Annotated in this window: 28 protein-coding genes; 7 read left to right on the forward strand and 21 right to left on the reverse strand. The window is 48.1% G+C overall.

Annotated elements, in window-relative coordinates; genetic code table 11:
* Positions 1-279 precede the first annotated feature (279 nt).
* From MUN34_RS06385 to MUN34_RS06400, 4 genes are read right to left on the reverse strand one after another with little or no spacing between them, the layout of a single operon-like run.
* Positions 280-756, reverse strand: a complete 477-nt coding sequence (locus MUN34_RS06385) for a VOC family protein (RefSeq protein WP_247857170.1) — start codon at positions 754-756, stop codon at positions 280-282.
* A complete protein-coding gene (locus tag MUN34_RS06390; RefSeq protein ID WP_247857171.1) occupies positions 753-1,574 on the reverse strand; it encodes a hypothetical protein in 822 nt (273 codons plus the stop codon). The genes MUN34_RS06385 and MUN34_RS06390 overlap by 4 nt, the downstream gene beginning before the upstream one ends.
* An 18-nt stretch (positions 1,575-1,592) precedes the next feature.
* Positions 1,593-1,772, reverse strand: a complete 180-nt coding sequence (locus MUN34_RS06395) for a hypothetical protein (RefSeq protein ID WP_247857172.1) — start codon at positions 1,770-1,772, stop codon at positions 1,593-1,595.
* A 28-nt stretch (positions 1,773-1,800) separates the two neighbouring features.
* Positions 1,801-1,989 (reverse strand): PspC domain-containing protein, encoded by a 189-nt coding sequence (locus tag MUN34_RS06400; protein WP_247857173.1) that lies wholly within the window; start codon positions 1,987-1,989, stop codon positions 1,801-1,803.
* Positions 1,990-2,125: 136 nt separating this feature from the next.
* Between MUN34_RS06400 and MUN34_RS06405 the strand changes: the two genes are divergently transcribed.
* Positions 2,126-2,341, forward strand: coding sequence for a hypothetical protein (locus MUN34_RS06405; protein WP_247857174.1), 216 nt, complete (start codon positions 2,126-2,128; stop codon positions 2,339-2,341).
* A 68-nt stretch (positions 2,342-2,409) separates the two neighbouring features.
* Here the strand turns inward: MUN34_RS06405 and MUN34_RS06410 are convergent, their stop codons facing one another.
* Entirely contained in the window at positions 2,410-3,720 is a 1,311-nt protein-coding gene (locus tag MUN34_RS06410) for a right-handed parallel beta-helix repeat-containing protein (protein WP_247857175.1), read from the reverse strand.
* A gap of 93 nt (positions 3,721-3,813) precedes the next feature.
* On the opposite strand from MUN34_RS06410, the gene MUN34_RS06415 reads away from it, so the two are divergent.
* Positions 3,814-4,428 (forward strand): hypothetical protein, encoded by a 615-nt coding sequence (locus tag MUN34_RS06415; protein ID WP_247857176.1) that lies wholly within the window; start codon positions 3,814-3,816, stop codon positions 4,426-4,428.
* Between the two features lie 45 nt (positions 4,429-4,473).
* Here MUN34_RS06415 and MUN34_RS06420 read toward each other — a convergent pair whose 3' ends face one another.
* The 6 genes from MUN34_RS06420 to MUN34_RS06445 form a co-directional block, all read right to left on the reverse strand.
* Positions 4,474-4,977 carry a DUF1572 family protein gene (locus tag MUN34_RS06420; protein WP_247857177.1) on the reverse strand — a complete coding sequence of 168 codons (504 nt, stop codon included), beginning with the start codon at positions 4,975-4,977 and terminating at the stop codon, positions 4,474-4,476.
* A 20-nt stretch (positions 4,978-4,997) separates the two neighbouring features.
* Positions 4,998-6,176, reverse strand: a complete 1,179-nt coding sequence (locus tag MUN34_RS06425) for a hypothetical protein (RefSeq protein ID WP_247857178.1) — start codon at positions 6,174-6,176, stop codon at positions 4,998-5,000.
* Between the two features lie 153 nt (positions 6,177-6,329).
* Positions 6,330-7,073, reverse strand: a complete 744-nt coding sequence (locus MUN34_RS06430) for an SDR family NAD(P)-dependent oxidoreductase (RefSeq protein WP_247857179.1) — start codon at positions 7,071-7,073, stop codon at positions 6,330-6,332.
* 22 nt (positions 7,074-7,095) lie between these two features.
* The gene (locus MUN34_RS06435) at positions 7,096-7,890 is read right to left on the reverse strand and encodes an SDR family NAD(P)-dependent oxidoreductase (protein WP_247857180.1); all 795 of its coding nucleotides are present in this window, start codon (positions 7,888-7,890) and stop codon (positions 7,096-7,098) included.
* A complete protein-coding gene (locus MUN34_RS06440) occupies positions 7,887-8,336 on the reverse strand; it encodes a MarR family winged helix-turn-helix transcriptional regulator (protein WP_247857181.1) in 450 nt (149 codons plus the stop codon). The genes MUN34_RS06435 and MUN34_RS06440 overlap by 4 nt, the downstream gene beginning before the upstream one ends.
* A gap of 229 nt (positions 8,337-8,565) precedes the next feature.
* Entirely contained in the window at positions 8,566-8,994 is a 429-nt protein-coding gene (locus MUN34_RS06445) for an OsmC family protein (protein WP_481804375.1), read from the reverse strand.
* 286 nt (positions 8,995-9,280) lie between these two features.
* Here MUN34_RS06445 and MUN34_RS06450 point away from each other — a divergent pair, with 286 nt between their 5' ends.
* A complete protein-coding gene (locus MUN34_RS06450) occupies positions 9,281-11,026 on the forward strand; it encodes a methyl-accepting chemotaxis protein (protein WP_247857182.1) in 1,746 nt (581 codons plus the stop codon).
* Positions 11,027-11,097: 71 nt separating this feature from the next.
* Here MUN34_RS06450 and MUN34_RS06455 read toward each other — a convergent pair whose 3' ends face one another.
* Positions 11,098-11,616, reverse strand: a complete 519-nt coding sequence (locus MUN34_RS06455) for a hypothetical protein (protein WP_247857183.1) — start codon at positions 11,614-11,616, stop codon at positions 11,098-11,100.
* Positions 11,617-12,342: 726 nt separating this feature from the next.
* Between MUN34_RS06455 and MUN34_RS06460 the strand changes: the two genes are divergently transcribed.
* Entirely contained in the window at positions 12,343-12,744 is a 402-nt protein-coding gene (locus MUN34_RS06460; protein ID WP_247857184.1) for a VOC family protein, read from the forward strand.
* A 12-nt stretch (positions 12,745-12,756) separates the two neighbouring features.
* Here the strand turns inward: MUN34_RS06460 and MUN34_RS06465 are convergent, their stop codons facing one another.
* From MUN34_RS06465 to MUN34_RS06480, 4 genes are all read right to left on the reverse strand, one after another.
* Positions 12,757-13,095, reverse strand: a complete 339-nt coding sequence (locus MUN34_RS06465; protein WP_247857185.1) for a DUF1048 domain-containing protein — start codon at positions 13,093-13,095, stop codon at positions 12,757-12,759.
* Positions 13,092-13,433, reverse strand: a complete 342-nt coding sequence (locus MUN34_RS06470; RefSeq protein ID WP_114595817.1) for a PadR family transcriptional regulator — start codon at positions 13,431-13,433, stop codon at positions 13,092-13,094. The genes MUN34_RS06465 and MUN34_RS06470 overlap by 4 nt, the downstream gene beginning before the upstream one ends.
* Positions 13,434-13,602: 169 nt before the next feature.
* Complete coding sequence (locus MUN34_RS06475) at positions 13,603-15,036, reverse strand: sucrose-specific PTS transporter subunit IIBC (RefSeq protein WP_247857186.1); 1,434 nt, start codon at positions 15,034-15,036, stop codon at positions 13,603-13,605.
* Positions 15,026-16,678, reverse strand: coding sequence for a glycoside hydrolase family 13 protein (locus MUN34_RS06480; protein WP_247857187.1), 1,653 nt, complete (start codon positions 16,676-16,678; stop codon positions 15,026-15,028). Before MUN34_RS06480 ends, MUN34_RS06475 begins: the two co-directional genes overlap by 11 nt.
* Positions 16,679-16,797: 119 nt before the next feature.
* Between MUN34_RS06480 and MUN34_RS06485 the strand changes: the two genes are divergently transcribed.
* A complete protein-coding gene (locus MUN34_RS06485; RefSeq protein WP_034769880.1) occupies positions 16,798-17,682 on the forward strand; it encodes a helix-turn-helix transcriptional regulator in 885 nt (294 codons plus the stop codon).
* A 110-nt stretch (positions 17,683-17,792) separates the two neighbouring features.
* Here MUN34_RS06485 and MUN34_RS06490 read toward each other — a convergent pair whose 3' ends face one another.
* The 4 genes from MUN34_RS06490 to MUN34_RS06505 are packed head-to-tail and all read right to left on the reverse strand — an operon-like array spanning position 17,793 to position 19,405.
* On the reverse strand, positions 17,793-18,161 hold the full coding sequence (locus tag MUN34_RS06490; RefSeq protein ID WP_247857188.1) for a hypothetical protein: 369 nt from the start codon (positions 18,159-18,161) through the stop codon (positions 17,793-17,795).
* A 33-nt stretch (positions 18,162-18,194) separates the two neighbouring features.
* Positions 18,195-18,737 (reverse strand): nucleotidyltransferase family protein, encoded by a 543-nt coding sequence (locus MUN34_RS06495; protein ID WP_247857189.1) that lies wholly within the window; start codon positions 18,735-18,737, stop codon positions 18,195-18,197.
* A gap of 14 nt (positions 18,738-18,751) precedes the next feature.
* A complete protein-coding gene (locus tag MUN34_RS06500; RefSeq protein ID WP_247857190.1) occupies positions 18,752-19,228 on the reverse strand; it encodes a hypothetical protein in 477 nt (158 codons plus the stop codon).
* Positions 19,229-19,243: 15 nt separating this feature from the next.
* Positions 19,244-19,405, reverse strand: coding sequence for a hypothetical protein (locus MUN34_RS06505; RefSeq protein ID WP_247857191.1), 162 nt, complete (start codon positions 19,403-19,405; stop codon positions 19,244-19,246).
* Positions 19,406-19,740: 335 nt separating this feature from the next.
* Between MUN34_RS06505 and MUN34_RS06510 the strand changes: the two genes are divergently transcribed.
* Positions 19,741-22,416: an ABC transporter permease gene (locus MUN34_RS06510; protein WP_247857192.1), complete on the forward strand. Its 2,676-nt coding sequence runs from the start codon at positions 19,741-19,743 to the stop codon at positions 22,414-22,416.
* Between the two features lie 147 nt (positions 22,417-22,563).
* On the forward strand, positions 22,564-23,451 hold the full coding sequence (locus tag MUN34_RS06515) for a hypothetical protein (RefSeq protein WP_247857193.1): 888 nt from the start codon (positions 22,564-22,566) through the stop codon (positions 23,449-23,451).
* A 39-nt stretch (positions 23,452-23,490) separates the two neighbouring features.
* Here the strand turns inward: MUN34_RS06515 and MUN34_RS06520 are convergent, their stop codons facing one another.
* Positions 23,491-24,453, reverse strand: a complete 963-nt coding sequence (locus MUN34_RS06520) for a DMT family transporter (RefSeq protein ID WP_247857194.1) — start codon at positions 24,451-24,453, stop codon at positions 23,491-23,493.
* Positions 24,454-24,467: the final 14 nt, after the last annotated feature.

A 24,467-nucleotide genomic window follows, 5' to 3' on the forward strand; every position in this document is an offset into this window, starting at 1 on the left:
ATCATTTCAAATTTCATCCATTTAGTTACGAAACTATTTTATGAAAAAACGTTTTTGTTTGCCATTTATCATAACAAGTCCCATTTCCGCTTCACATCAATCTGCTCAATTTAAGAAAAACATTGACCCCTTTCTCAAAACAGGTCTTTTTTAGGAATATCTACTCCTTTCTTTGCAACTTATTACCAATCACGAACTGCTTTCGTCAGGAAGTGGTTCTTGAAGCTCCGATGCATAAAAAAAGCCCTCTCCGATTCACGAAGAATCGAGGAGGACTTACTATTTCAGGGTAAAACCACGTTCATTTAAAAGAGTCTCCCATTCGCTTAAGTACATATACTCCTGCGTGCCAAGCGGATTATCGAGCTTCGTGATGAATTCGAGACTGTTGCCGTCCGGATCATTGAAATGAATTTTCGCATGGGCATGCTGGGCAATCGGCATGACGAACGGTTCCGTCCCTTCAAAACCAAACGCCTTACGTGGCGTATAACCACGCTCCGTCAGCCAATGGACCGACTGACGCAAGCCGTCGAGCGAGACATGAAAGGCGATATGCCGGATCGACGGATGATACGGCAACCCGACTTGGTCCGCTTGCCAAAGACCAAGCCAGCTTTGCTCTTCGACAATCCAGAGAAAAGCGATTTTTTCATCCACGATGTGATCAAGCTTCAACCCGAGTCCTGTATAAAACGCGATTGACCGCTGTAAGTCGCGGACCGGCAGATGTGCTTCATATAGGCCAAGAATCATCGCTGTTCACGTTCCTTGACGTGTCCATTCAACGCCGCAATATAGCGGCTTGCCGAACGGGCGACGGCTGCATTCGCATCCGTAACAACGATTTTATGGAAGGCATCGTAGATTTGATTAAAGCGGACGTCTTTTAAAGCGGACGCCATTTCAGCGACGGTCGTTGCCGGTAACGGAATCAGGTTCGGATAACTGTACATGAAGCTGACCCACGCCCGGTCGGCGACGACACGGACGATATCTCCCGTCAGTAATATCCCGCGACCGTCGTTCCCGGTCGTCCATTCGAGAACGGTCGCCCCGTCAAAATGACCGCCAATCCGGTGTAAGATGACATCCTCACTTAACACGAGTTGATCACCGGACCAGAAGACGATCTGTTTACTCGGTCGTGTCACCCACTCTTGATCCGCTTCGTGGATATACAGCGGGATACCAAATGTTTCCGCCCATTCGACCTGAGTCGCATAATAATGCGGATGCGATAACGCCATCGCGTCGAGCTGACCCACTTCCTCGATGACAGTCTGATCGAGATAGGTGATGCAGTCCCACAGAATCCGTTTTGTTCCCGCGACGAGATAAGCCGTCTGCCCGATCCCAAACTTTGGTGTCGTGACGAGACTCATGAGACCCGGTTGTTCTTCTGTCACCGTCGTCTGATACGTCCCGGACGAAATCATGTCCGGAAGTGTTGTCCACGATTGACCGTTTGGATTCACATACTGCCGTTCATCCGTGCAAATCGGACAGATGTCGTCCTGTGTTACGTTCTCATCCATCTGGACCCCGCACGTCGTACAAATTAAGTAAGTCATTCCATTTCCCCCTGCTGTTTAAGATCTTTTGACGCGTACCCAAATGATGTTGATCAGGGCAAAAATCAGAGCCCCGGCTACGAATCCGAGCAGGACACTGACGTCAAAGGTCCCTTTCGCTTCGTAAACAATCAGTAAGCCGACGATTGCGCCAATCAAAATGCCTAACACACGAAGTGCAATCTTTCCGTTTGTCATCGTCATAACCTCCTTTTGTTCATTTGTTTTACAACGTTCTTGGTGCATCCGCCATCGTGTTCGCGAGAATCATGTAAATGATTAAATTGATCGGAAGCGGAATGACAATGAAAATCAGGCGGACGGCTAGTGACGAGATACCGAAGTGTTCCGCGAGTCCGCCGCACACCCCTTGAATCGAGCGGTCCGTCGCTGATCTGCGTAATGATTGTGCCAATCGTCTCCCCTTCTTTCTCTGATTCGATGTTGGGTGATTCATCCATATGTTACAATAATTAGTATAACGTAACGAGGTTCAATTTTGCAGGGGACAACCCCTTTGATTCGGAATCTGACAGAAAGGACGTGAGACGTTGGATATTTTTTATTTGATTCAGGAACGGGCGTTACCGTTCTCAATTTTGTCTTTACTGATGATGGCGAGTGCCGTCGTCGTGTATGTCGTCTGGAAAAGACAGGTCAGCTTGCCGCTGCCGTTGCGTATTTTTACGACTGTCGTTTGCCTGATCTGTATCATCGGTTCGGCCGGATTGATACTTTTCACACTGTTCGTCGGCTACAATGCCTAAAAGATGCAAGTACGTTAAACAAACAGACGTCACTTTCCCTCGTGAGGAGAATGACGTCTGTTTTTCATTCATCGTATGACTGCCCGCTCAAAAGCAGACTCAGTGCGGTATTCTCGATCCTGCCAAATCCAACGCTTCGCTGTTCCTTTCGCCAAGCGATAGGCGTTCTGTTCAAACTGATTACCGGAGCTTGTGTTGAAAAAGTGGGCGACAAACAGATTATCGGGACCCGTTGTAAATGTATTATGGTCGATCCGGTTATCGCGGACATCGTGCTGGACCAGCAGCTGTCCCCCTTCGAGCCCTTTCGTATCATTGGCCGTGACTTGATTCCCTGTAATCCGGACCTGTTTCGTTCCGCCCCGCTTCTTATCGTATCCACCGATCGAAATACCGGTGAACCGGTTTTGTTGGACGAGATTGCCGCGGACCGTGACTTGTTCCGCGTATTTCCCCGCATGTTCACTCGTCACTTCGATGCCGATATCATTCCGCTCGACGGTATTTTTTTCGATTGTCAGCCGTTTTCCACCGTCGACATAAATGCCGGCTGCATTGTACTCTTTGCCGTAGACCGGATTGCCGTAACTTGAACTGTCGGAGACGTGATTGCCGGCAATCGTCCCGTTCCGCGCATAATCCTCGGCCGGATTCGTTGCGACCCCTTCATATCCGATCAAGTCGATGCCGATGTTATCGTTCCGTCGTACAGTGTTGTCCGTGACGGAGAAACCGTTGATATTGCCGTTCAGAACCAGGGCTTCACTTGCCCCAAGCCGATTATCTTCGACCCGGTTGCCGCGGACAGTGATCTGCTTTAAACGACCAGTTCCATAAATCGCAATCCCGTGGGCGTTGCCGTCTTTCGCATTGGTCTTAATTCGCCGGACCTGATTGTCGATCAATTGAATGTTCCGTCCTGTGCCGGTAACAAAAATTCCGATTGGTGTCTCATTGATTCGTGTCGTCGCGATGTCTGCGACCACCAGTCCTTGAATCGTCACGTACTGTCGATTTTCGATCCGGATGAGCGCCGTGTCCCCGTCTTTCTGCTTCAACGTTTTCCCACTTAAGACCACTTTCTCCTGTTGATAATTCCTAAAAACGACCGGTGCTTGTTTCCTCCCGCTGTGCTTGACCGTCAACGCTTCCGTGTACGTTCCTTTGCGAAGGTACACCGTCGTTCCGGCTTTCGCGAGCTGACTGGCTCGTTTCAGCGTTTTCAGCGGTTGTTTGATTGAACCGGCATTTGTATCCTTGCCGGTCGGCGCGACATACAGAACTTTTTTGGCAGCTGTCGACTCCGCCGGTTCTTGTTGCCATGTCGCCGAACAGCCAAACAGTCCGAGCGACAGCAAGAGAATAAAACGTTTTTTCATGTAACCCTTCCTTCCTGTGACACCTAATCCGATTGTAAATATCATCCATTCCCCTTACACTGAATATACTTACAGATGAAGGACGTGACGTGGATGTTGAAACAACTGCTTGTCTGTTCACTATCGGCACTTTTACTTGCCGGTTGCAGTACGGAAGAAGCCGTGCCGAAAAAAGTCGTCAAACCAATGGAGCTGCCATTAGAATTCAAACTCGATACTTCTAAAAATCCATCAGATCCGGACAAAACTGAAGCTGTTTATACTATGACCGGGAAAATCGATAACCCCCTTTACCTGACCGGAATTGAGTATTTTGCATCCGGCGAACAAAAAATCTGGTTTACAGAGACCATCAAACCTGGTCAATATGACGGGGAAAAACTGAAACTCGGGCAAGAGTTCGATACGACAAAAGGCTATCGTTCATACATGTATGACTTAGATGGTCTCATTCAAGAAAAATCAGAGGAATCTGATACTTTAAAGAAATTCATGATGAATGGCGTCGAGTTTCGCGACAAGTCATTTCGACCATCTGAATATGAACTGTTGATGTTTGAGAAATCGACTGTTCAAACATCCATGAGCGGTAAATCCATGGATACCATCCATTCCCCTGAAGGCATTAAACTCAAAAAAGGCGAGCGTGCTTTTACGATTTCGTTATCGACAGCTCCGGTCGGCGGATCGAGTGACGATATATTATAAAAAACAGACCTGTCTCTTTACGTAAAAGAGGCAGGTTTGTTTCGCTCAGTGCCGCTGATGCGGCAAGGGAATCGTCAATGGTTTAAAGTCCGGTCCGAGCAGTATTTTCATCAAAAAAATCAGCTGCCCGGCATGATAGGCATAATGCGCCAGCTGCCGTTCAATCGCGTCGACGACGAGATGCGGTTCACCGCGGATTAAAACGGTTTGTTCCAGATCGTCCGGTGTCAAGGAAGCAAGCGTTGATTCGACGAGTTGCCAGCCGTCGTTCCACAGTGTCAGTAAGGTCTCTTTGTCATGCCCCTGGTCGACAAACTCGGCGTCCCGGTTACGATCCGGCTTTTCCCCGTCTGTCGTCAAAAAGTCGGTCCAGCGTGAGGTCATATTGTTCGTCATATGCTGAATCAACAACGCGACGCTGTTCGTATCCGGTGCCAGTATCTGATGAAACTGTTCCTCGTTCAGCCAGCCGAGTGCCTGCTCCGCCGGTTCCCGGACGGCCCGGAACCTCGCTTGAATTGCCGTCAAATATACCTCTTCAAAAGCCATTTCATTCCCTCCCTTTGCTATTAATCCACCACAAAGTCCACGCCGTTTGCTCCTTCGACCGGTATCGTCCGTAACGTTTTTAAGTTGTCATCCGTGACGATCAATCGGCCTTTTCCGGAAAATGACGTTTTACTTTCCGTAAAAAATGACGTCTTCTTATACGGATTCCGGTACAGGTAACGGTAATAGTTACCCTCCTGCCAAAAACTAGGTCGGACCGATTCAACCCGGAACGCTTGTCCGAACGTCCACTTAACGAGCCGTTGATCCGTATCGTTTTCACCGGTGCAGATGATTTGATAACCGGTCTGTTTGTTGATCATCCGCATCGGTTCCGTCGCCCAGTAGTTGACATCATCCAATACTGAAAATAACTTTTGCTGCATCGTTCCGTCCGTCTTCAGCTGGATCATCACGCCGTCGGTCGTTGCAAAATACGCGGTGTCTTTCGCGCCGTATAACGCCGTATAGGCATACGGTTCGTCCGCTTTTCGAATGACGCGTGATTTTCCGGTCTTCTGGTCAAGCAGAACCATACCGGTCGCCCCTTCTTTATCATCCTCGGTACCGTTGTTGGCATAAGCAATCGTCTGATTCAGTTCAAGAATCGGTGAATCAAAGACCGGCATCAGCCGGTCTTCAATCGGATACCGTTTGTCTGTCCGGACGTTGATCAACTGAATTTTTTCCTTTGGCTTCGAGGCATTCGATTCCAGCCAAACATCTTTCCCGTAATGGGCAACGGATGTGATCGCTGTATTCGGCACCTCATGTTTTGTAAACTCGCCACGTTTTAAATCATACGTAAAAAAGTGATCGGCTTCGATGCCATCCGGGTGATGCGCATAGATGTGCCGCGGGTCGGTTCCTTTTTGTGACAGCCTCATCCAATAGAAATCCGGGTCAGCAATTGCTTCTGCCTTCAGCTCTTTACCCGTTTTTGATAGTGTCGTCATCAATCCCGGTTCTTGCGGATCATCCTGTGTTTCTTTATAACGGTTAATATCGCTTCCATACAGCAGGATGACCTGACCGTCTTTCGGTGTAAACGTCATCGTCGTGAGATCCTTCGAAATGATCGGATAGGAAACGGCTTTTGGTTCCTCCGGACGCAATCCGAGATATACAGCACCTGCACTGACCAAAACGGCCAGGCCCGCCGTTCCGTACAGCATTCGTTTTTTCCATGATTGAAGCATGAATATCCACTCATTTCGTTTGTCATTTTCACCTTCCATTGTACCGCTTTTTTTGTAAAAAAATCCTTCTAAAACGAGTTTCCATTACCAATTGACCTGTTGTTCGAGAAAAAAAGACACTGTCGGATGGACAGTGCCTTCGTGTCGTTTCAATTATCTGGCAGTGACGCCACCGTCTACCGGAAGACCGATCCCGGAGATATGACTCGCTTCATCGGTCGCGAGGAACACGACGGCATGCGCAACTTCTTCGGCTTGCCCGACGTGACCAAGCGGAATCACCTGTTCAAAATAGTCTTTATAGGCTGTCATCGACGGGGCACTCATCTTCGTCTCGATGTACCCCGGATAGACGGCATTGACCCGGATGTTGTACTTGCCGTAATCGACAGCCGCCGCCCGCGTTACCGCATCGATTGCCCCTTTTGATGCCGTATATCCGCCGGCTCCCGCCATTCCGCTGATGGCAGAAATCGAGGCGATGTTAACGATCGATCCACCCGTTTCCTGCATCAAGTGAATCGCCTGTTGCATCCCGAGCAGAACGCTGTTGACGTTGATGTTAAAAATCCGGGACCAATCGGTTTCATCCTGCTCTAAAAACGGCGTACTTAGTGCAACGCCGGCATTGTTGACCAACACATCCAGTCGATTAAACTCCCGCTTGATCATATCCGTAACATCCTGCCAACTTTCGCGGGAAGAGACGTCGTGGTGTAAGGCATACGCTTGACCGCCTTCAAGCAGAATCTGTTTGACGACAGCACGGACGGCCTCCTCATTGATGTCGGTCGCGACGACGACGGCACCTTCACGCGCCGCCATTAATGCGGTTGCTTCACCCATGCCACTCCCGGCGCCGGTCACTAACATGATTTTTTCTGCTAATCGATTCATCTTCATTCACTCCATTTCTGAATTACTGCTGCATTGCTAAAAAATCGGGACTAGTCGGATTGCCGATATAATGTCCACCTTCAATCTGAAGGGTTTGTCCGGTCATGAATTTTGATTCGTCCGACGCGAGATAAACGACGGCATGTCCGATGTCATCGGCTTCGCCGTGATACGGAAGGGCATTGTATTTTTCGAAGGTCGCAAGCAGACTTGGACTCATGTTGGCTTTGGCCGCCGGTGTCAAAATCAAACCGGGGGCAATCGCATTACAGCGGATTAAATCCTTCCCGTACTGTGTCGCGATATACTTCGTCAACTGGACGACGGCAGCTTTTGACGTCCCATAGGCAGAACGGATGCTGTCACCCGCAAAAGCCGACATCGAAGCTGTATTGATGATTGATCCGCCACCTGCTTCCTTCATATGTGGAATCGCATATCTTGCACCAAGCAAAACACTTTTGACATTGACGTTCATTAATCGGTCCCATTCCGCCAAGTCCATTGCGACGACATCGAGATCTTTCTGAAGGTTCGTCAGACCGACATTATTGAACAACACGTTAATTTTCCCAAACGACTCGACGGTAAAATCGACAGCATGCTGAATCGATTCAGCTTCAGACGCGTCCAAGAAGACGGCAGAAGCTTGTCGTCCTTGTTTCCGTAACTTAGCCGCTACTTCTTCCGCTCCATCGACGTTATAATCTGCTACGACGACGGTGGCTCCTGCTTCGGCGAGCAAAGTCGCCGCCGATAAGCCGATACCTGACGCACCACCCGTCACCAACGCTACTTTTCCCGCTACTCGATTCATCGTTTCACTCCGTTCTCCCGCTTTGCCCGGATATGGGTCAACAGTTTTTCGTTGATTGCTAAATAAAGCCGAATCTCTTCTTCATCTAACACGTCATACAGTTCAAGATACTGTTGTTTCCCGATCGCCTGGGCTTCACTTAAGATTTGCTCTCCCTGTTGCGTAATCTGCAGCAAGACTTGCCGGCGGTCCTGTTCGTTATAGACCCGTTCGACGAGTTCAAGTTGTATCAGTTTTTTAGCGATGTTCGTCATCGCCCCTCCCGTAAAACCAAGTGTTTCTGCTAACTTCATCTGATTTTGAGGACCTTTCCGTTCCAGCTCACCTAACGTCAGAATCGGCGATATCCCGACATTGTATGGAAAACGGGTATTCCAATCGATGATCGCTTCATTCGTCACGGCTTCGACAGTGTGGATCATCTTAAAAAGCTGATCTTGTTCCATTGGTTCGACATCCTTTCTTGTTGCAACGTATTTTCATCATGTAAAATCTAATCCATTCCTTATCGCATTGAATAATTTAACACTAAACTATTTAGTTGTAAACATTTTTAAAGATCCTTATAATTTCTATTGTCGGGTGATTATGAAACGCAACAAAAAACAGCCATTTCTCGAAGACGGATACGAGTAATGGCTGCCCTTTTGCCTTTCAGCTCATACTGAAGTGATGTTATGCCTTCGTCCAGTTGGCGATAAGCGTCACGCCCGCTGCAGTCAGCGTCGTCGAAATCGGACAACGTACGTCAACGAGGCGTTGCAGTTCCTGGATCCGTTCGTCCGTTTCAGACGTTGTCACTTTGGCATGGACCGTTACACGCTGGAATTGTGTCCGGACGGACGGGTCGCCCATCATGCCCCGTGGATCGATTGATCCCTCGATTTCAAATTCAATTCCGTGCAAATCAAAATGAATTTCCTTTGCGACGAAGTGTGCGACGACATTTTCACATCCGGCGAGGGCGACGAGTAACGTCGCAAGCGGATTTGCCCCGTGATCCGCTCCGCCCATGCTCTCTGGTTCATCAATCCGAATCGTATGGTTTCCTGACTTTCCTTCCGTATACATCCCGTTTGAAACTGCTGTAACTTTTTCAATCACTGCAATATCCTCCTTTTATCAGTCCTTTTTTCGACGGTTCTTCATTCATTTCTCTACAATTCCTTTGTTCTGAACTTGTCAAACCTCGTTCCTTTCTGAAGAGAATGAAGCTGAATCGTGTATCTCTCCCTGTCACCTGGGGTTCATCCGAATCGTTTGGAAGAAAGCGTCCTCTCGCCTGATTTTGATAAAAAAAATCCGCCACTTTATTTGAAAGCTATCCAAAAAATAAAAAACGAGACGATAGTATATATATCACCTAATGAATCCTGCAGGAGGTCCACCCATGACAGAAACACACACACACTCCATCCGTACACGATTATTACTGATTGTCAGTTCCATCCTCATTTTGTTTTTCCTATTCAGCAGCGCTGCCCTTTACTACAACACGAATCAAACTGCCGTCTCGACGCTTAAAAAAACGGCGGAGCAGGATGCACAGCGTATCGCCAATACATTTGATACAGCAACGTACACTGATTTTTTGAACAATCCGCGCCCTTCCGAAGATTATGAGAAACTCCGGAAATCGCTTGATACATTACGGAAGCAAAACGGGCTTCTTTACGCCTATACGGCGAAGGTCGAACAGAATCAAGTTAAGCTGTTGATTGACGGTCTTCCGGTCGCGGATGCTGCCAAGATTAATGATCCGGCAACTGGAGCCGTCGCGTCCGATATGAAAGAAGTCTTAAAAGGTAAAACGCACACGACGGACGTCATCGATGATCCGAAGTACGGTCAATACATCAGTGTCTATGTCCCGCTTAAAAGTGAGACGGGTGACATCATCGGCATATTAGGTGTCGACATCGCGGCAAAAGACGTCGAGACGTTGACGACGACGCTGTTAAAACAGACGTTGCCGCTGTTTCTCGGTTTACTCGTCTTACTCTTACTGTTGACGCTCGGGTCACTGTATTACATACTCGGTCGAAAATTGAAACCGCTCGAAACCCTGCAATCCGTCGCGCAGATGATTGCCGACGGAAAACTTTCGCAAGCCGATCAGACGATGCAACAACTGAAGATTCCGGCAAAAGATGAAATTTACACGCTCGCCCGCTCGATTCAACAGATGAATCAAACACTCCGCCTGATGATCGTCGACATCAAACGGACAACGGCTCTCGTCACGGACACAAGTCAGGCGATTGACGCCGGGACAACGGAAGTCCTCGACGGCTCGACGCAGATTGCCGAGACGATGTCGGAAATCGCGACTGGAACGGAAAGTCAAACGCACACGACACTCGCCTTGACGGATGAGATGAGCAGCTTCTCCTCGCTCGTTCAAAAGACGACCGACGACAGTCAGCACATCGAACAGACGGTCGAGACGATGCGGCTTACGACCCGCGACGGACAAACGCAGATGAAACAGTCCGTCATCCGGATGAACACGATTCATACGCACGTCGTCGAAGCAACGGAGCAGGTCCGCCAACTGAAACAACAATCCACCGACATCCAAGGACTGGTCACGATCATCCGTGATATCGCGGCACAGACGAACTTACTGGCCCTCAATGCCGCCATCGAAGCGGCGCGTGCCGGCGAACAAGGCAAAGGATTTGCCGTCGTCGCAACCGAAGTGAAGAAGTTATCCACACATGTCGCGAGCAGCGTCGATCAGATTGCGGCAATCGTCCAGAATATCACCGGGAATTCGACGCAAATGGAAGTCCGGTTCGCTGAGACGTTACAGGAGACGATCTCCGGTCAACAGGAGATTCAAGCGACGGACGGCTCGTTCACCCAAATCGCGGAACAGGTCGGGACAGTCGCGTCGTCCGCTGCCGGGATGCGGCAACAAATGCTTGACGTCGCTCGAACGGAAGCCCGGATCCGCAATGCCTTGACGGAAATTGCCGCTGTCGCCGAAGAACACACGGCCGGCAACGAAGAAGTAGCGGCGGCGTCCGAGCAGATGATTGCGACAATCACCGGACTGCATGTCCTCGTCGAAACGTTAAATGAAACATCGACCTACTTAACGAATCAGACGGAGAAATTCGATCTGACGTAATCAAAAAGCGTCCGTTTCCTCGACAGGAAACGGACGCTTGTTTTCGGTGGAATCGTAACTGTAGAATGAGCCTACTTTTTCACGGATTCAGTCGAGGATTGTATCGTGCCGTTCGTTTTATTCTTGAGCGCATCCGGCACAAGCGGGGATTGTAGTGCTTGGGTCATCTGTTGGATAGAGGGATTGGTTTCGAGCGTATTTTTAAGTTCGACGGTCCCGTGTGTTGAAAAGGCAGTATGCCACTTTTCCGATTTTAAGTACCGCGTCGCAAACAGGTACGTTTGACCTTTTTTTAACAGGGCGTCTTCGTTGTACAGAACCAGAATGCGATGGCCGCCTGGATTTTTTTCGAAGCCGCCCAGTTGATTGACTGTAATATGACCGTTTAACGTTCCCTTCAAGTTTTTCTTCACTTGAACCGCATACTGTGTTTCAGGAAATCCGTCAGGACGTCTGCTGCTCACTTCCGTTATGACTTCACCTATGAATACGTTGTCCGCGGCACCTGCAAGGAGTTGAGGATTCGAGAAATCCGCAATCTCATTCCGTTGACGGTGTACCAGTTCAGGAGGCTTTGTCATGTTTATCAAAATCAGGCGAGAATACTCCCATCTCTAAGCGTCTCAGGGCGAAGCCCAGCGTAGGTGGGAGATGAATCGCCTTCGGGCAAGGCGTGTCTTGCGACACGTCAATTGCACGACATTGTTGGTTTAAAAACACTCAAAAACAGGAAAAAAATCAATGTCATGTTCTTTGAAAACTGAAGATATAGGGTTGTGACAGGAAGTTCGTCTGTCACGTAAAATCTTCAACGTTCACCTTGCAGATGACCGAAGTAGCGAAAACCAAGCAGAGTAGGCATCCGCGTAAAAAGAAACGGACAAGATTAACTCTCAACCGTCGGGACGACGGGGTTAGCCTGATAAACTTTCGACCGTTAGGTCGGATAACTCAGGAATCCTCCACCTCTTAGCGTAGCGTAGGTGGAGGTAGTTCAAATAGTAGAAAGTTAAAAAACTTAAGACTACAGCTACAGTCGTGAGTAGACCTTTTTTCATTCTGGACCCTCCCCTTCGCTGGTTCATTCGCTTCGCCTGCTCGAACCGTGTCTGATGCCGTTCATAACGGTAAGATGTATTTTCTATTATTTTACAATGAGGATATCTTTATTTCTACTCCGATTGACGTTATTCTGTTGACTGGAATGTAAAGCGTCCGTTTCCTCGACAGGAGACGGATGCTTGTTTACACTAAAAATTGATTTGATATTGCTAGCGGCTACATATGACCCGCCCCACATGAAAGGATGATTGACGATGAAACAAATCCATCACCTCTGTATCCAAACGACCGATTACACCGCGTCGAAAACATTTTATGAACAACTGGGATTCGAACTGGTTCAGGAGTCCCCTGATTTCCACACCCGTGCTTTTAACAGTTGGTTGAAGCTCGGTGATTTTTACATCGAACTCCAGACGAACAAAGTCGACGAGACATTGACACCCTATACAAAACATACAGCGGGTCCCGTTCATTTTGCTTTGTACGTCGATGATCTGCAGGCAGAAGTCGCACGGCTCGAACAACTCGGCATGCCGTTTTTGCCGAAACACGGCGGTAACATCTACTTCGTCGTCGACGGTCACCTCAGTAAGTTAAAAGCCCCGGAAGGAACGATCATCGAGTTGCGGGATACTTGGACGATCAACGGCTGAGGCAGCTCCGTGTTACTTCCGGTTAATCGATTCATTTAATTTGGTGCGATATCGATCATTCCAGGAAGGTTCGCCCTTGATGAGATCGTCACAGAACGCGGCGACATCCGGTCCCGTGATCTCTGTGACGGTTTTGCCTTCTGCTGCCCCCATCTCAAACAAGTCGAGTAATCCCTCAAAAATGCGACGAGTCGACGGCCAATCAACCGGTCCTCCGGCAATCGCCAGATACTTCTGAATCGCACGATAGGCATGGAGATAGTCGGCAGGTAAAGTTTTCACGCGACGCTCCATCGCGCGGTAGTGCCGTTTATCATCTAAGTTACCCATGATTTTTTCAACGATACTCATACTCGTTCTCCTTTCGGTTGACTCATTTTCAGCTCTGTCAGCTTGCTTGAAACGAAGCGCCAACGCTCCCAGAACGAAGCCAGCCGCGCTTGACCGGCAGCATTCAAAGTATAAAACTTCCGTGGCGGTCCTTGTGTCGATGGTTTTTTGACGGTATCGACGAGTTGATTTTTTTCAAGCCGCATCGTGATCGTGTAGACCGTTCCTTCCACTACATCCGTAAAGCCCAACTCACGTAACTGTCTTGTGATTTCATATCCGTACGTCTCTTCCCGGCTGATGATTTCGAGCACACATCCTTCGAGCACGCCTTTCAACATTTCTGTGATGTCTTCCACGGCATTCCCTCCACTTCAGTACTCTGTACTACTATCTACAAGTATATAGTAATACTTACTAGTGAGTATGTCAAACGTCCATTCCGAAGAAAAACACATATTCAAGTAAGAGATTGGGAAATTAATTCCCGCCCCTACTTCAATATGTGTTCTTAATTCATACCGCTGATTACTGATCAACTCGATTAAAGCGTTTGGATTTTGCGAATACCAATGTCAGGATAAAGGAAACGATGACGGATAATAGGACGGCAATTAAAAAATCGATGATACTACCGGGTTTCATCGTGACGAAGCCTGTGATTCCGGCAGGACCGGGCGCGACATTCAAGATTTTTGTAAATGCCGCGTAGGCTCCACCTACCGCTGACCCTAACATCGCCGCATAAAATGGATACTTCAAACGAAGATTGACACCGAACATAGCGGGCTCCGTAATCCCGAGCAGCGCGGATAATCCGGATGAAACGCCGATACTTTTTAATTTCGAATCGCGTGTCGTTAGCATCGCAGCAAATGTTGCGCCGCCTTGCGCTACGTTATTACAGGCGACCAGTGCCAGTAAAAAGGATCCGCCACCTGCAATCAGCTGGATATCAACCGGTAACAAACTATGATGCATACCGGTCAATGTCAACGGAGCTAAAAAGAGTCCGAAAATCGCACCACCGACGAATCCTAACGTGTCGTACATCCAAACGAGGCTTTCGGCAAGGACGTTCCCCGCACTCCGCATCACACCTCCGACAAAGACAAACGTCAAGACGGCCGTAATGAACACTGACAACAACGGAGTCAGCAAATTATCGAGCGCAGACGGCATGACTCTGCGAATCCGTTTTTCTGTAAAGGCTAATACGAAAGACGAGGCTAGGACAGGTAAGACCGTTCCCTGGTAGCCCACTTTCTCAATTTCAAACCCGAATATGTTCCACGCCGGAACGGTCTGATCAATGACTGCCTGACCGTATCCATAAGCGTTCAGCAAGTCCGGATGCACCATGATCATCCCGATGACGGCTCCCAGGTAGGGATTCCCACCAAAAATCCGTGTCGCCGAGAAGCCGATTAATATCGGTAAGAAGACAAACGCCGCATTGGCGAAGAGATTGATCATGCTCGCCAAATCAGCAATTCCGGGATACAGATCAATCAAAGATTTTCCGCTGATGAACAGACCCTGAGATGTCAGGACATTGTTGATTCCCATCAGTAAACCGGCTGCGACAAGCGCCGGAATGACCGGAACGAAGATGTCCGACAATAATTTAATCAAACGCTGAAAGCGATTCATTTTTTGATCAGCATCTTTTTTTACATCCTTTTTATTCGAAGTCTCGATGCCCGCAAGTTGGATGAACTCCCGGTAAACTTCGTCGACCGTACCGGCTCCGATGATGACTTGGAATTGTCCGCCACTTAAAAATTGACCTTTGACTAAATCGATTTCCTCTAATACTTTCGTGTTGACGCGCTTGTCATCCTGGAGGACAAGGCGCAGCCGTGTCGCACAGTGCGAGGCACTGATGACATTATCCCGGCCGCCAATCGCTTCCAGAATTTCTTCCGCTACCACGTCGTATGTATTTTGCTTAATCTTCATTCCCTGATTCTCCTCTTTTCTCAAGATACATGATGGCTTCATACGGACGCAGATACACATCTTCCAGTTCAACGGAAGAATCTTTATAATTGCTACTCAAAATGATCCGTTTTTCCGCTCCCGGTAAGACGATTGAGACGGGTTGTTCATAAAAGTTACAGACGACGACCAGTGTCTTGCCTTGAAAATGACGCTCGTATGCAAAGACTTGTTCATGTTGTTCAAAAATCAATCTAAAGGATCCATACACAAGGACGTCATGTTTTTTCCGAAGGGCAATCAATGTCTGGTAATGATAAAAGATGGAGTCCGGATCATGTAGTGCCTGCTCGACGTTGATGTCTTCATGATTTTCGTTGAGTTTCATCCATGGTGTCGCGTCTGAAAACCCGGCATACCGGTCCCGATTCCACTGCATCGGCGTCCGTGCATTGTCTCTCGCCTTTAATCGGATGGCTGCCATTGTTTGTTCATGACTGAACCCTTTTTTTATCCGTTCGCGGTATATGTTTTGTGTTTCGATATCTTTATAATCCGCGAGGGAGGCATAAGTAGCATTCGTCATCCCAATCTCTTCCCCTTGATAAATATAAGGGGTACCCTGCATCCCGTGTAAAAGTGTTGCTAACATTTTTGCTGATTCCACTCGAAATTCCTGATCGTTCCCCCATCTGGAAACGATCCGCGGCAAGTCGTGGTTATTCCAAAATAAACTGTTCCATCCGTTAGAATGAAGAGCTGTTTGCCATGTATTCAAAACACGCTTCAACTCTGTTAATACGAGCGGTTGTACATCCCAACGTTGTTTTCCGGGGATTTTATCCAATTGAAGATGCTCGAACTGAAATACCATACTCAATTCCTGCCGTTCCGGATCAGAGTAAAGGGGTGCATTTTCTGGCGTTGCCCCCCACGTCTCACCGACCGTCAACAAATCATGTCGACCAAACGTATGCTGATGCATTTCCTGTAAGTACGGATGAAGCATGGGTCCGTTTTCCTTGATTTGATTGTCCGGATCTTTACCAATCAAATCGATGACGTCCATTCGGAATCCACTCACCCCTTTATCAATCCAAAAATTCATCATGTCATAGATATCATGACGTAACTTTTGATTCGACCAGTTTAAATCAGGTTGTGCGTCGCTGTAGAAATGTAAGTAGTACTGATCCGTTTCAGCATGCCATTTCCATGCCGCCCCACCAAAGTTAGACTGCAACTCATTCGGAACCCCTCCCTTTACAGGATCACGCCATATATAATAATCGCGGAACGGATTACCTTTTGCCTGCAATGCTTGTTGGAACCAGTGGTGCTGATCGGACGTATGATTGACTACCAAATCCATGATCAGACGAATACCACGATTTTTACATGCCTCAATCAGCTGTTCAAAATCCTCCATCGTGCCATATTCAGGCGAGATCGAATAGTAATCACTAATATCATATCCGTTATCGATTTGAGGCGATTGATAGACAGGACATAACCAGATCACTTCTGCTCCTAACCTTTTGATGTAATCTAACTTCTGGATAACACCCTTTAAATCGCCTATACTTGTATTTGGACGACCAGCTTTAAAACTTTTTGGATAAATTTGATAAATTACACTTGTGTGCCACCATTTTTTAATCATTTCTTTTCACACCCCTTTTTGAAAACCCTTACAAGAAGTAGTGTAGCCGTTTTTGAAAGCAATATTCTTGTACAAAAATGAATAATAAATAGCACATTTTTGACAAAGGAGAAATTAGGATGCATCTTCAGCAAGAGTTGCGCGAGACTTCAATTCATGGGACATTGGATTTTCCGTTACATATTTACAGTAAACAAAAACCGAATGGTTATCATGTCGGTTTTCATTGGCATAAAGAGATTGAACTAATTTTTGTCGAGGCGGGCGAACTGGTTCTTGCCCTTGATTCGGAGGTCCATCTTTTACAGGCGGGGGATATCGCACTGATCAATGCCGAGGATTTACATCAATTATCAGCGTCCGGTTCGTCTTTTCATCACGCAATCGTTTTTCACCCGAAGATGTTTGGCTTTGATTATCCGGATGCCATCCAAACACATTACATCCGACCCTTGATTTCAAACAAAGTCCGCTTTCGTTCCGTACACGAACTGCCTGAAGCAGTTCGTCTTCAACTACGGACGTACATTCAAGAAATCATTCAGCACTACGAGGAAGCAAATCAATTAAAGTTATTCCATGTCAAAACGATTCTTTTCCAACTTCTTTATGTGCTGTTTAAAGAGGATGTGTTTGAGCCGGTTCAACCTGAAATGAAGCGGAAACAAGCAAACATTCAAAAAATCCTGACGTATATCACGGAACAGTATGCCACTAAAATCACGATGGAGGATTTAGCAGGAATCGTTCAAATGAACACTTCCTATTTTTCACGGTATTTTAAAAGCGTGATTGGGGTTTCACCGCTCCATTATTTGAATCAGTATCGGTGTGAACAAGCTGCCATCTTGTTACGCGAGACCGATTATCTTGTCCTTGATATCGCATTGATGACCGGATTTGACCATTTCAGCTACTTCATCAAAAAATTTAAACAAGTAAAACAAATGACACCTTCTGAATTTAGAAAAGCGCATGCTGCTTTTTCCTCCCATCGCGTTTGAATTCAAGTAAATTTTTCATTCAGATGCACTAACAGCAAGGCAACAAAAAATGCTTATACCGATTTAGCGTTCCGGCAAAAGCATTTTTTGATAACTCATGATGATTCCTTTCATTTGATTCCCAAATTCTCGAGATACGTCGTTTTTGCCTTGTCGAGTTGATCGGACACCGTCTTTATATCCGTCACCCGCACGTACCGGTCACCCTGCTTTTGGTAAACACTTTTTTTATCTCCCTGCAGAGGTGCATCATAGTAAAGTTCAATCCAGTCCCCGTCATCACTGACTTCAATTCCCGTTTCTTTTCGGATAATCGGATCGTGATTCTGCCGAACGAGTTCCTCGTTTTCCAGTTTGATCACGGTCTCAATGGATTCATTAAATTTCTTTTTATAGTCAGGCGCCGGTGCGGGTTCCCGGAATAGATAAAAAATCAGTAGAGCACCGAGACCGGCAACCAGCATCTTCCGAAAATCCATCTGATCCCTCCTTTGACAGTTGATCCTGATTTTTTAGAACCGGTCGACGATCCGTAAATCAGACCGCTTGTCCCATCGTTTGTCGGTGACGCGTTTTTGAAAAATCGCATGACGCGGTAATCCTTTTGAGAACAGCGGGGTCGGGCGAATCGTCCGGGTCTGTAAATCGGCTGCGCCGTAGGCCAGATACAACTGGAACTGTCCGTCTGTTAACTTCGCCGCAATCGCCGTCACCGTCTCCGGAAAATGCGCGATCGCGTCACAGGTCGATTGATACGGCGGTAACTCGTTTTTCAGATGCATCCGCGCCTGATTTTTAACGGACCACGGCAACGGTTGCCAAGATTTCAATTGCTCTTCGTAATGTTTTTCCGTCGCTTCCGATCTATCGGTCACGTCGTAATAGACGACATCAATGTCCTGTTCCTCAGTCAAAGTCAGTCCCCAAATCAACGACCGGATGTAACCGGCGCAAATCCAGGCATCCGGCAGTCCGAGCCGGTCGACGAGGATTAACTGTTCGCGCAGTGTTTCATTTTCGCGTAATGCATGGTGAATTTCGTTTGTTTCCTGCATTGCTATGCCCCCATTTAAGTCTTCAGCTTCTTCCACGTCTTCGGATAGGTCCGCAACTCTTTTTTCGTCGGATGTTCGGGATCGAGTACTTTTCCGCGGCGTTCAAGAACCGTATCCGTCAGTAAGAGCACAACGGCAAGCAACAGATAAACTCCGATGCTGGTGAAGAACGGCAGGCTCAGATTCAATACGACCGGCAGGAACAGACCGACCAATACGATGAAGCAGTAATCAATCACGTACTGGATCTGGATGATCCGCTTCATTGCCGGGTTCGGTGTCAACGCCATATACCGATTGACTTCTTTTGAGTGCAGGCGGGCAATCAGCACCAGCGCAACGATGAGAACGGCAAACGGCCAGTAAGCCCCGCGATTGGCGATAATCAAAATAATACTTGTTCCGTACAACAGTGCACTCAACATGCGTTGTTTCATCAGACGCCGTTTTGCCTCCTGAATGAAGCGGGTGCGTTCTTGTTTATTTTTCATACCTCGTTCCTCCCCTCACCAGGACGGCGGGTCATTTCGATGATGGATATCCAGTTCGTGATCGTTTGACGTATATGCACGATCATCCATTGACCGTTCCCGGTAACCGCGTCGTGCTGCTAAAATCGTCATTCCTACAGCAATCACGGCAAATATACCAATCATGATTATCGCCATTCCTCCTTTTAGAAATCCGCTACTTATATCCTATTCGCTTCCATTTACCTGATGTCCTTTAACCAGATTAAGCAGTCATTCCGGACGATTCGTAAAAATAAATTGATGGAATTTTTAGATAATTATATCCATTCTGAACCAAAAAGGTTCTTGAATTGTATATAATGGTAAAATAATCATTTTCACATGAAAAATATTACATACAACTTTTGAGGGAGGAACTGTGATGAGCGATGTACGTAAAAATCCAATCGTCATCCGAATGAATGAACCATCATTTATTGAACCTGTTGTTTCGTTTTTTTCTAGTCAAAGGATGATTGGAGGAACCGCGGATGCTTAAATTCATCTGGAATTCCTGGTGGCGTAACAAGGAGCGGTTCATCCTGCTCCTCGTCGGTGTCCTGATTGTCAGCACCGGACTCAGTTATCTGATTGGGACGACGCAGGCGAACAACGGTACCGTCGTTGATGAACTGCAAAAGCGCTGGGGCTCGTCTTACGACATCGTCGTCCGACCGCCGGACAGCCGCAGTGTAACGGAAGACTTGAAGCTGCTTGAGCCAAACTATATGAGCGGTCTCGACGGCGGCATCACAATGAAACAGTACAAGACGATTCAACAGATAAACGATATTGAAGTCGCGGCTCCGATCGCGATGATCGGGAATTATTATGCGGATGCCCAGATTGGGACATACGATTTTAAAGAGCAAGGCATCTATAAAGTCACGATTCAAGATGTTCAGGATACCGGTTTACAGCAAGAACAACAGACGAACTCTTACTTTTTAGGTGCCGGATGGTCTCCTTCCGAAAGCGATGGCCTGAATCGTGATCTTTCGCCGCAAGAGTTGGGAAAACAACCGCTGATGGAGTTCGGCAGCGCAACGATGCTCGCCGGAATCGATCCAAAAGCAGAAGCCCGGCTCGTCGGTCTCGATCAAGCGACGAAAAAAGCGACACACAGCCGCTATTTCACAAAAGACGATATCGCGACAGACAACGGAGATGATGTATGGAACATCCCGTTGATTTTAAACAGTCATGAATACGTCGATGCCTACCGGAAGTATCGCTACGAAAAAGTCGATGTTCCCTTAGTTAATGATTCGATGACCGAGACAGTCCAAGATATTATGAAAAAAGGCGGGAAATCGTATCTGAAGACGCTTCCGGTCCAACCTGCGAAAGTCTATAAGATTACGACAAATGAAACCTCTAAAAAACTGGTCAACGACATCTTAAAAGGTACGGTTCCGTCTAAACCAGCTGGAAGCTTCGACTGGATGTACTTGAAGCCCTCCTCCGTCGAATACCAGGCGCTCGCGAGTCCGTTCGCTACACGATGGCCGTTTGCCTATCAGGTCACACCACAGGAAGTGCCGGAAGATGTTCAATTGGCCAAACGAACGATGTACCGAAAAGTCCGGTCGTTTGGAGATACGTCCATCAATTTAAATTCCGTACCGAAGATGAATTTAAAGTTCATCGGTGTGTTCGATCCACAAAAACTGAACATTTCGAAGGATCCATTGACTGAGCTTCCGATGGAGACGTACTTCCCGGCGAAGGCCCAATGGGTCATGGACAAAAACGAACGACCCGTTAATCCCATCCGTGACGTCAAGCCGACAAATGATCCGTATGACTTCCTGACGAAACCGCCGTCGATGCTGACGACACTCGATGCGGCGTTTAAGCTTCGCGGCGATAAAGCCATTTCGGCCATCCGGGTCAACGTCAAAGGGGTCGAAGCCATGAATGCAACGAGCGAAAAAAAATTGCAGGCTGTCGCTCAAGAGATTGAAGACAAGACGGGACTGATTACCGATGTGACACTCGGATCCTCCCCTCAACTCGCCCTGACCTATCTGCCCGGCTTAAAAAATGAATCCGCTTTAGGTTGGGTTCAGCAACCGTGGATCAAACTCGGTTCCTCGATGGCGATCTTCCAGGAAGCGAAAGTCGGGATGAGCGGTGTCATCGCGAGTGTGATTGCCGTTGCCCTCGTTTATGTCTTCAGCTCGAACATCATCTTGCTCTATGCCCGCAAAAAAGAGTTTGCGATTTTACTGTCGCTCGGTTGGCGTCCGCGTCAGTTGTCGAAGCTGCTATTTTTGGAAGCGACGCTACTCGGTACCTTCGTCGCCCTGATTTCCTGGACGATTCTCGGGTCGTTCTGGCTGACGACGGATCATCCGATCGCTCTCCGACGGATTCTGTTGATCGGACTCGCCGGTCTCTTGATTTACTGGGGCGGCACGCTCGTTCCGATGGCTCTGATCCGCCGCATCCAGCCGTTTGAAAGCATGCGGTCCGGTGAAGTCTCTAAAGGCCGTCGGCTCGTCCGGTCGCAATCGATTTTCGGGATGAGTCTCAATCAGTTGTTCACATACTGGCAACGGACGTTGCTGTCAGTCGTCGCGATTGCCCTGCCGACCAGTCTGTTTATCTTCTTCCTCTTCGTGACATTTCGGCTGAAAGGCGTCTTGTATGCGACCTGGCTCGGCGAGTACGTCGCGCTTGAAGTCGGGACGATGCACTACGTCGCAATGGCAGTCGCCCTCTTGATTGCCATCCTGACGACAACGGAAATCATGTGGCAAAACGTCAATGAGCGGAAACCGCAACTCGCCGTCTTAAAAGCAACCGGTTGGCGCGACGGCTGGATCCGGCTGCTTGTCCTGACGGAAGGCATGTTGACCGGGTTATTCGCCGGTGTCATCGGTCTCTTACTTGCGCTCGCGATGATTGGATACGTCTATAACCAGTTCCCGGTCAATGAGCTGTTGTTCCTCAGTGTGATGCTGTTCATCCCGGTCGTGACCGGAGTGCTCGGTGCGCTGTTGCCGGCACAACGGGCCGTCCGGATTACGCCGAATGCAGCGATCGGCAGTGTCGCCGTCAATACCCAGGCGACGGAACGCCGTTTTAAACTGGCCCTTGGCACGATCGGCGTCGTCTTAGCCGCTGGCGTCTCCAGCCTGTTCCTGTTTGCTGCAAACTAAGACATCACGCAAGCACCAAAACAGACGCAGGATAAATCGTCTGCCGTTCAAACGACCGGTACGAAAATCGCTGATTTAAAACAGACCGAGTCGAAGAAAACAGCGGCTGTTTCGCAGTCGGAAACCGACAAAAAAATCAAGAAGCTGATGAAAAAAGGTATGGTGCAGACGACTCCAGGCGGCGAACGGATCAATAATCAGTTCTTTTATGTCGATCCGCTGATCGAGACACCAAAAGAACTGGATTTACAAGAAAAACCGGGTTACCGTTTTGTGACGGTTCCGGCGATTATGCAGGATAATCAGGATTCCTCAATAAAAGGTGCCAAGTCCATCTATCGGCCAAGCACCTATGCGATGACCGCTCCTGACGGAAAGGAATATTTGCCGGTTGATTATGTCAATCATAATGAAAAAGCCTGGAAATTCAGTTATCAGTATTTTCCGCCCGAAAAATCACGCGTCGATCTCGTCTATCAAGTACCGGAAGACGAAAAAGTATTGGTCCTGTATGCATCAGATAGTGCGTTCCCGAGAACGGTCACCGTCAAAATCGAATTGCCTCCGGTAGCAAAGGCTTTGACGGATCAAGAAGAACAAGCCGTCAAACAGATGATGAATAAAGGTGTCGTCAAGACCTATCCCGGTGATCCGCTTCAGAAAAAAGCAGTGTTTCATGTCGATAGCCTGTTGCCGAATCCACCGAAAGAGTTGAAATTAAAACCGCGGAGCGGTTACCAATTGGTCACGTTGCCGTTGATTTTTCAGGATACGTATTACGATTATGACGGAAGTTCCGTGAATTACCGTCCGAATACGTTCACGCTGCAAGCACCGGACGGAACCGAGTATGAACAAATCGATTACGTCAACCGAAATGAAAAAGCGTGGAAAAATGGATTCCAGTATTATCCTCCGTTTCGTTCGCGAGTCGATTTTGTTTATGAAGTACCGGATGATCAGTCTGTTTTCGTCATGTATGCGTCAAGTGAAGCGTTCCCGAAACCAACAACCGTCAAAGTCGAACTGGACTAAAAAATGCTCTCTTCCGTCATTGGAAGGGAGCATTTTTGATTAGAGCCGGATCAGCACGATGCCGACAATCATCAGCCCGAGGCTGACCAGTTGAACACCTGTGACTGGCGCTTTCGCTGCGCCAAACAATCCGAACCGGTCAATTAACAGACTGCCGGTCAACAGACCGATCGTCACGATAACGACAGCGGCACCCGCTCCGACCAGCGGCACGATGACGGCATTCCCGGCGATGAACAAAGCACCGATCAAGCCGCCGATCCAAATCCACCATGGTGTCGGGAGTGACCGGTCAAACTGCCACTTCGTCCGGACGATTAGATTGACAAGCAACAAGGTCACCGTACCGACGATAAAGGAAATCAATGCTGCTTTAATGGCGGAATCGAGTACCACTCCGAGGTGGCCGTTGATCGCGGCTTGAGCGGCACTCATCATCCCCATGACGACACCCATGATCCGCCAGCCGTAGATCGTTGGATCGACCGGCTTCGCTTGTTCTGGATAGCGGCGTTTTGTAAGCCAGTCACCGAGTGCAACGGTACCGACGACACCGAGCAGCACAAATCCAGCGCCGAGTAGTCGCGTCGACGACAGTGGTGTGACGGCGGTCGAAAACCAACCGAAGTTGTCAATCAACAGGCCCATTAAGACCTGACCGAAAATCGGCATGATGACTGTCTGGACACCGCCGATTCGCGGAAACAACAGAATGTTCCCAGTCAAGAAAATGACACCGAGCACGCCGCCGATCCAAATCCAGCCGGGTTCCGACCAGACACTCGGATTCAGACGGAAATTCTGTTCAACGAACAGCGTCAGTACGATCAAAAAAACCGTCCCGATGCTGAACGACAGCAGAGAGGCAAGGAACGGCGAGCCGACAATGCCGCGTAAGCGTGTGTTGACACTCGTTTGAACGGGAACGAGGATCCCGATGATTAATCCGATGATAATGGCAAGAATAAGAAGCCCTCCTTTTGTACGAATCGTTCCTATCATATGCCAGAGGCGGA

The organism is Exiguobacterium sp. 17-1, from assembly GCF_023096305.1.
GTDB lineage: Bacteria > Bacillota > Bacilli > Exiguobacteriales > Exiguobacteriaceae > Exiguobacterium_A > Exiguobacterium_A sibiricum_A.

What these genes read in the sequence shown, in the direction of transcription:
- MUN34_RS06520 (WP_247857194.1), bottom strand. Translation starts at nt 24,453, where the DNA reads ATGATAGGAACGATTCGTACAAAAGGAGGGCTTCTTATTCTTGCCATT.
- MUN34_RS06395 (WP_247857172.1), bottom strand. Translation starts at nt 1,772, where the DNA reads ATGACAAACGGAAAGATTGCACTTCGTGTGTTAGGCATTTTGATTGGC.
- MUN34_RS06505 (WP_247857191.1), bottom strand. Translation starts at nt 19,405, where the DNA reads ATGGCGATAATCATGATTGGTATATTTGCCGTGATTGCTGTAGGAATG.
- MUN34_RS06510 (WP_247857192.1), top strand. Translation starts at nt 19,741, where the DNA reads ATGCTTAAATTCATCTGGAATTCCTGGTGGCGTAACAAGGAGCGGTTC.
- MUN34_RS06450 (WP_247857182.1), top strand. Translation starts at nt 9,281, where the DNA reads ATGACAGAAACACACACACACTCCATCCGTACACGATTATTACTGATT.
- MUN34_RS06460 (WP_247857184.1), top strand. Translation starts at nt 12,343, where the DNA reads ATGAAACAAATCCATCACCTCTGTATCCAAACGACCGATTACACCGCG.
- MUN34_RS06465 (WP_247857185.1), bottom strand. Translation starts at nt 13,095, where the DNA reads ATGAGTATCGTTGAAAAAATCATGGGTAACTTAGATGATAAACGGCAC.
- MUN34_RS06500 (WP_247857190.1), bottom strand. Translation starts at nt 19,228, where the DNA reads ATGAAAAATAAACAAGAACGCACCCGCTTCATTCAGGAGGCAAAACGG.
- MUN34_RS06475 (WP_247857186.1), bottom strand. Translation starts at nt 15,036, where the DNA reads ATGAAGATTAAGCAAAATACATACGACGTGGTAGCGGAAGAAATTCTG.
- MUN34_RS06480 (WP_247857187.1), bottom strand. Translation starts at nt 16,678, where the DNA reads ATGATTAAAAAATGGTGGCACACAAGTGTAATTTATCAAATTTATCCA.
- MUN34_RS06415 (WP_247857176.1), top strand. Translation starts at nt 3,814, where the DNA reads ATGTTGAAACAACTGCTTGTCTGTTCACTATCGGCACTTTTACTTGCC.
- MUN34_RS06425 (WP_247857178.1), bottom strand. Translation starts at nt 6,176, where the DNA reads ATGCTTCAATCATGGAAAAAACGAATGCTGTACGGAACGGCGGGCCTG.
- MUN34_RS06385 (WP_247857170.1), bottom strand. Translation starts at nt 756, where the DNA reads ATGATTCTTGGCCTATATGAAGCACATCTGCCGGTCCGCGACTTACAG.
- MUN34_RS06485 (WP_034769880.1), top strand. Translation starts at nt 16,798, where the DNA reads ATGCATCTTCAGCAAGAGTTGCGCGAGACTTCAATTCATGGGACATTG.
- MUN34_RS06440 (WP_247857181.1), bottom strand. Translation starts at nt 8,336, where the DNA reads ATGGAACAAGATCAGCTTTTTAAGATGATCCACACTGTCGAAGCCGTG.
- MUN34_RS06410 (WP_247857175.1), bottom strand. Translation starts at nt 3,720, where the DNA reads ATGAAAAAACGTTTTATTCTCTTGCTGTCGCTCGGACTGTTTGGCTGT.
- MUN34_RS06430 (WP_247857179.1), bottom strand. Translation starts at nt 7,073, where the DNA reads ATGAATCGATTAGCAGAAAAAATCATGTTAGTGACCGGCGCCGGGAGT.
- MUN34_RS06435 (WP_247857180.1), bottom strand. Translation starts at nt 7,890, where the DNA reads ATGAATCGAGTAGCGGGAAAAGTAGCGTTGGTGACGGGTGGTGCGTCA.
- MUN34_RS06490 (WP_247857188.1), bottom strand. Translation starts at nt 18,161, where the DNA reads ATGGATTTTCGGAAGATGCTGGTTGCCGGTCTCGGTGCTCTACTGATT.
- MUN34_RS06390 (WP_247857171.1), bottom strand. Translation starts at nt 1,574, where the DNA reads ATGACTTACTTAATTTGTACGACGTGCGGGGTCCAGATGGATGAGAAC.
- MUN34_RS06495 (WP_247857189.1), bottom strand. Translation starts at nt 18,737, where the DNA reads ATGCAGGAAACAAACGAAATTCACCATGCATTACGCGAAAATGAAACA.
- MUN34_RS06515 (WP_247857193.1), top strand. Translation starts at nt 22,564, where the DNA reads ATGAAAAAAGGTATGGTGCAGACGACTCCAGGCGGCGAACGGATCAAT.
- MUN34_RS06420 (WP_247857177.1), bottom strand. Translation starts at nt 4,977, where the DNA reads ATGGCTTTTGAAGAGGTATATTTGACGGCAATTCAAGCGAGGTTCCGG.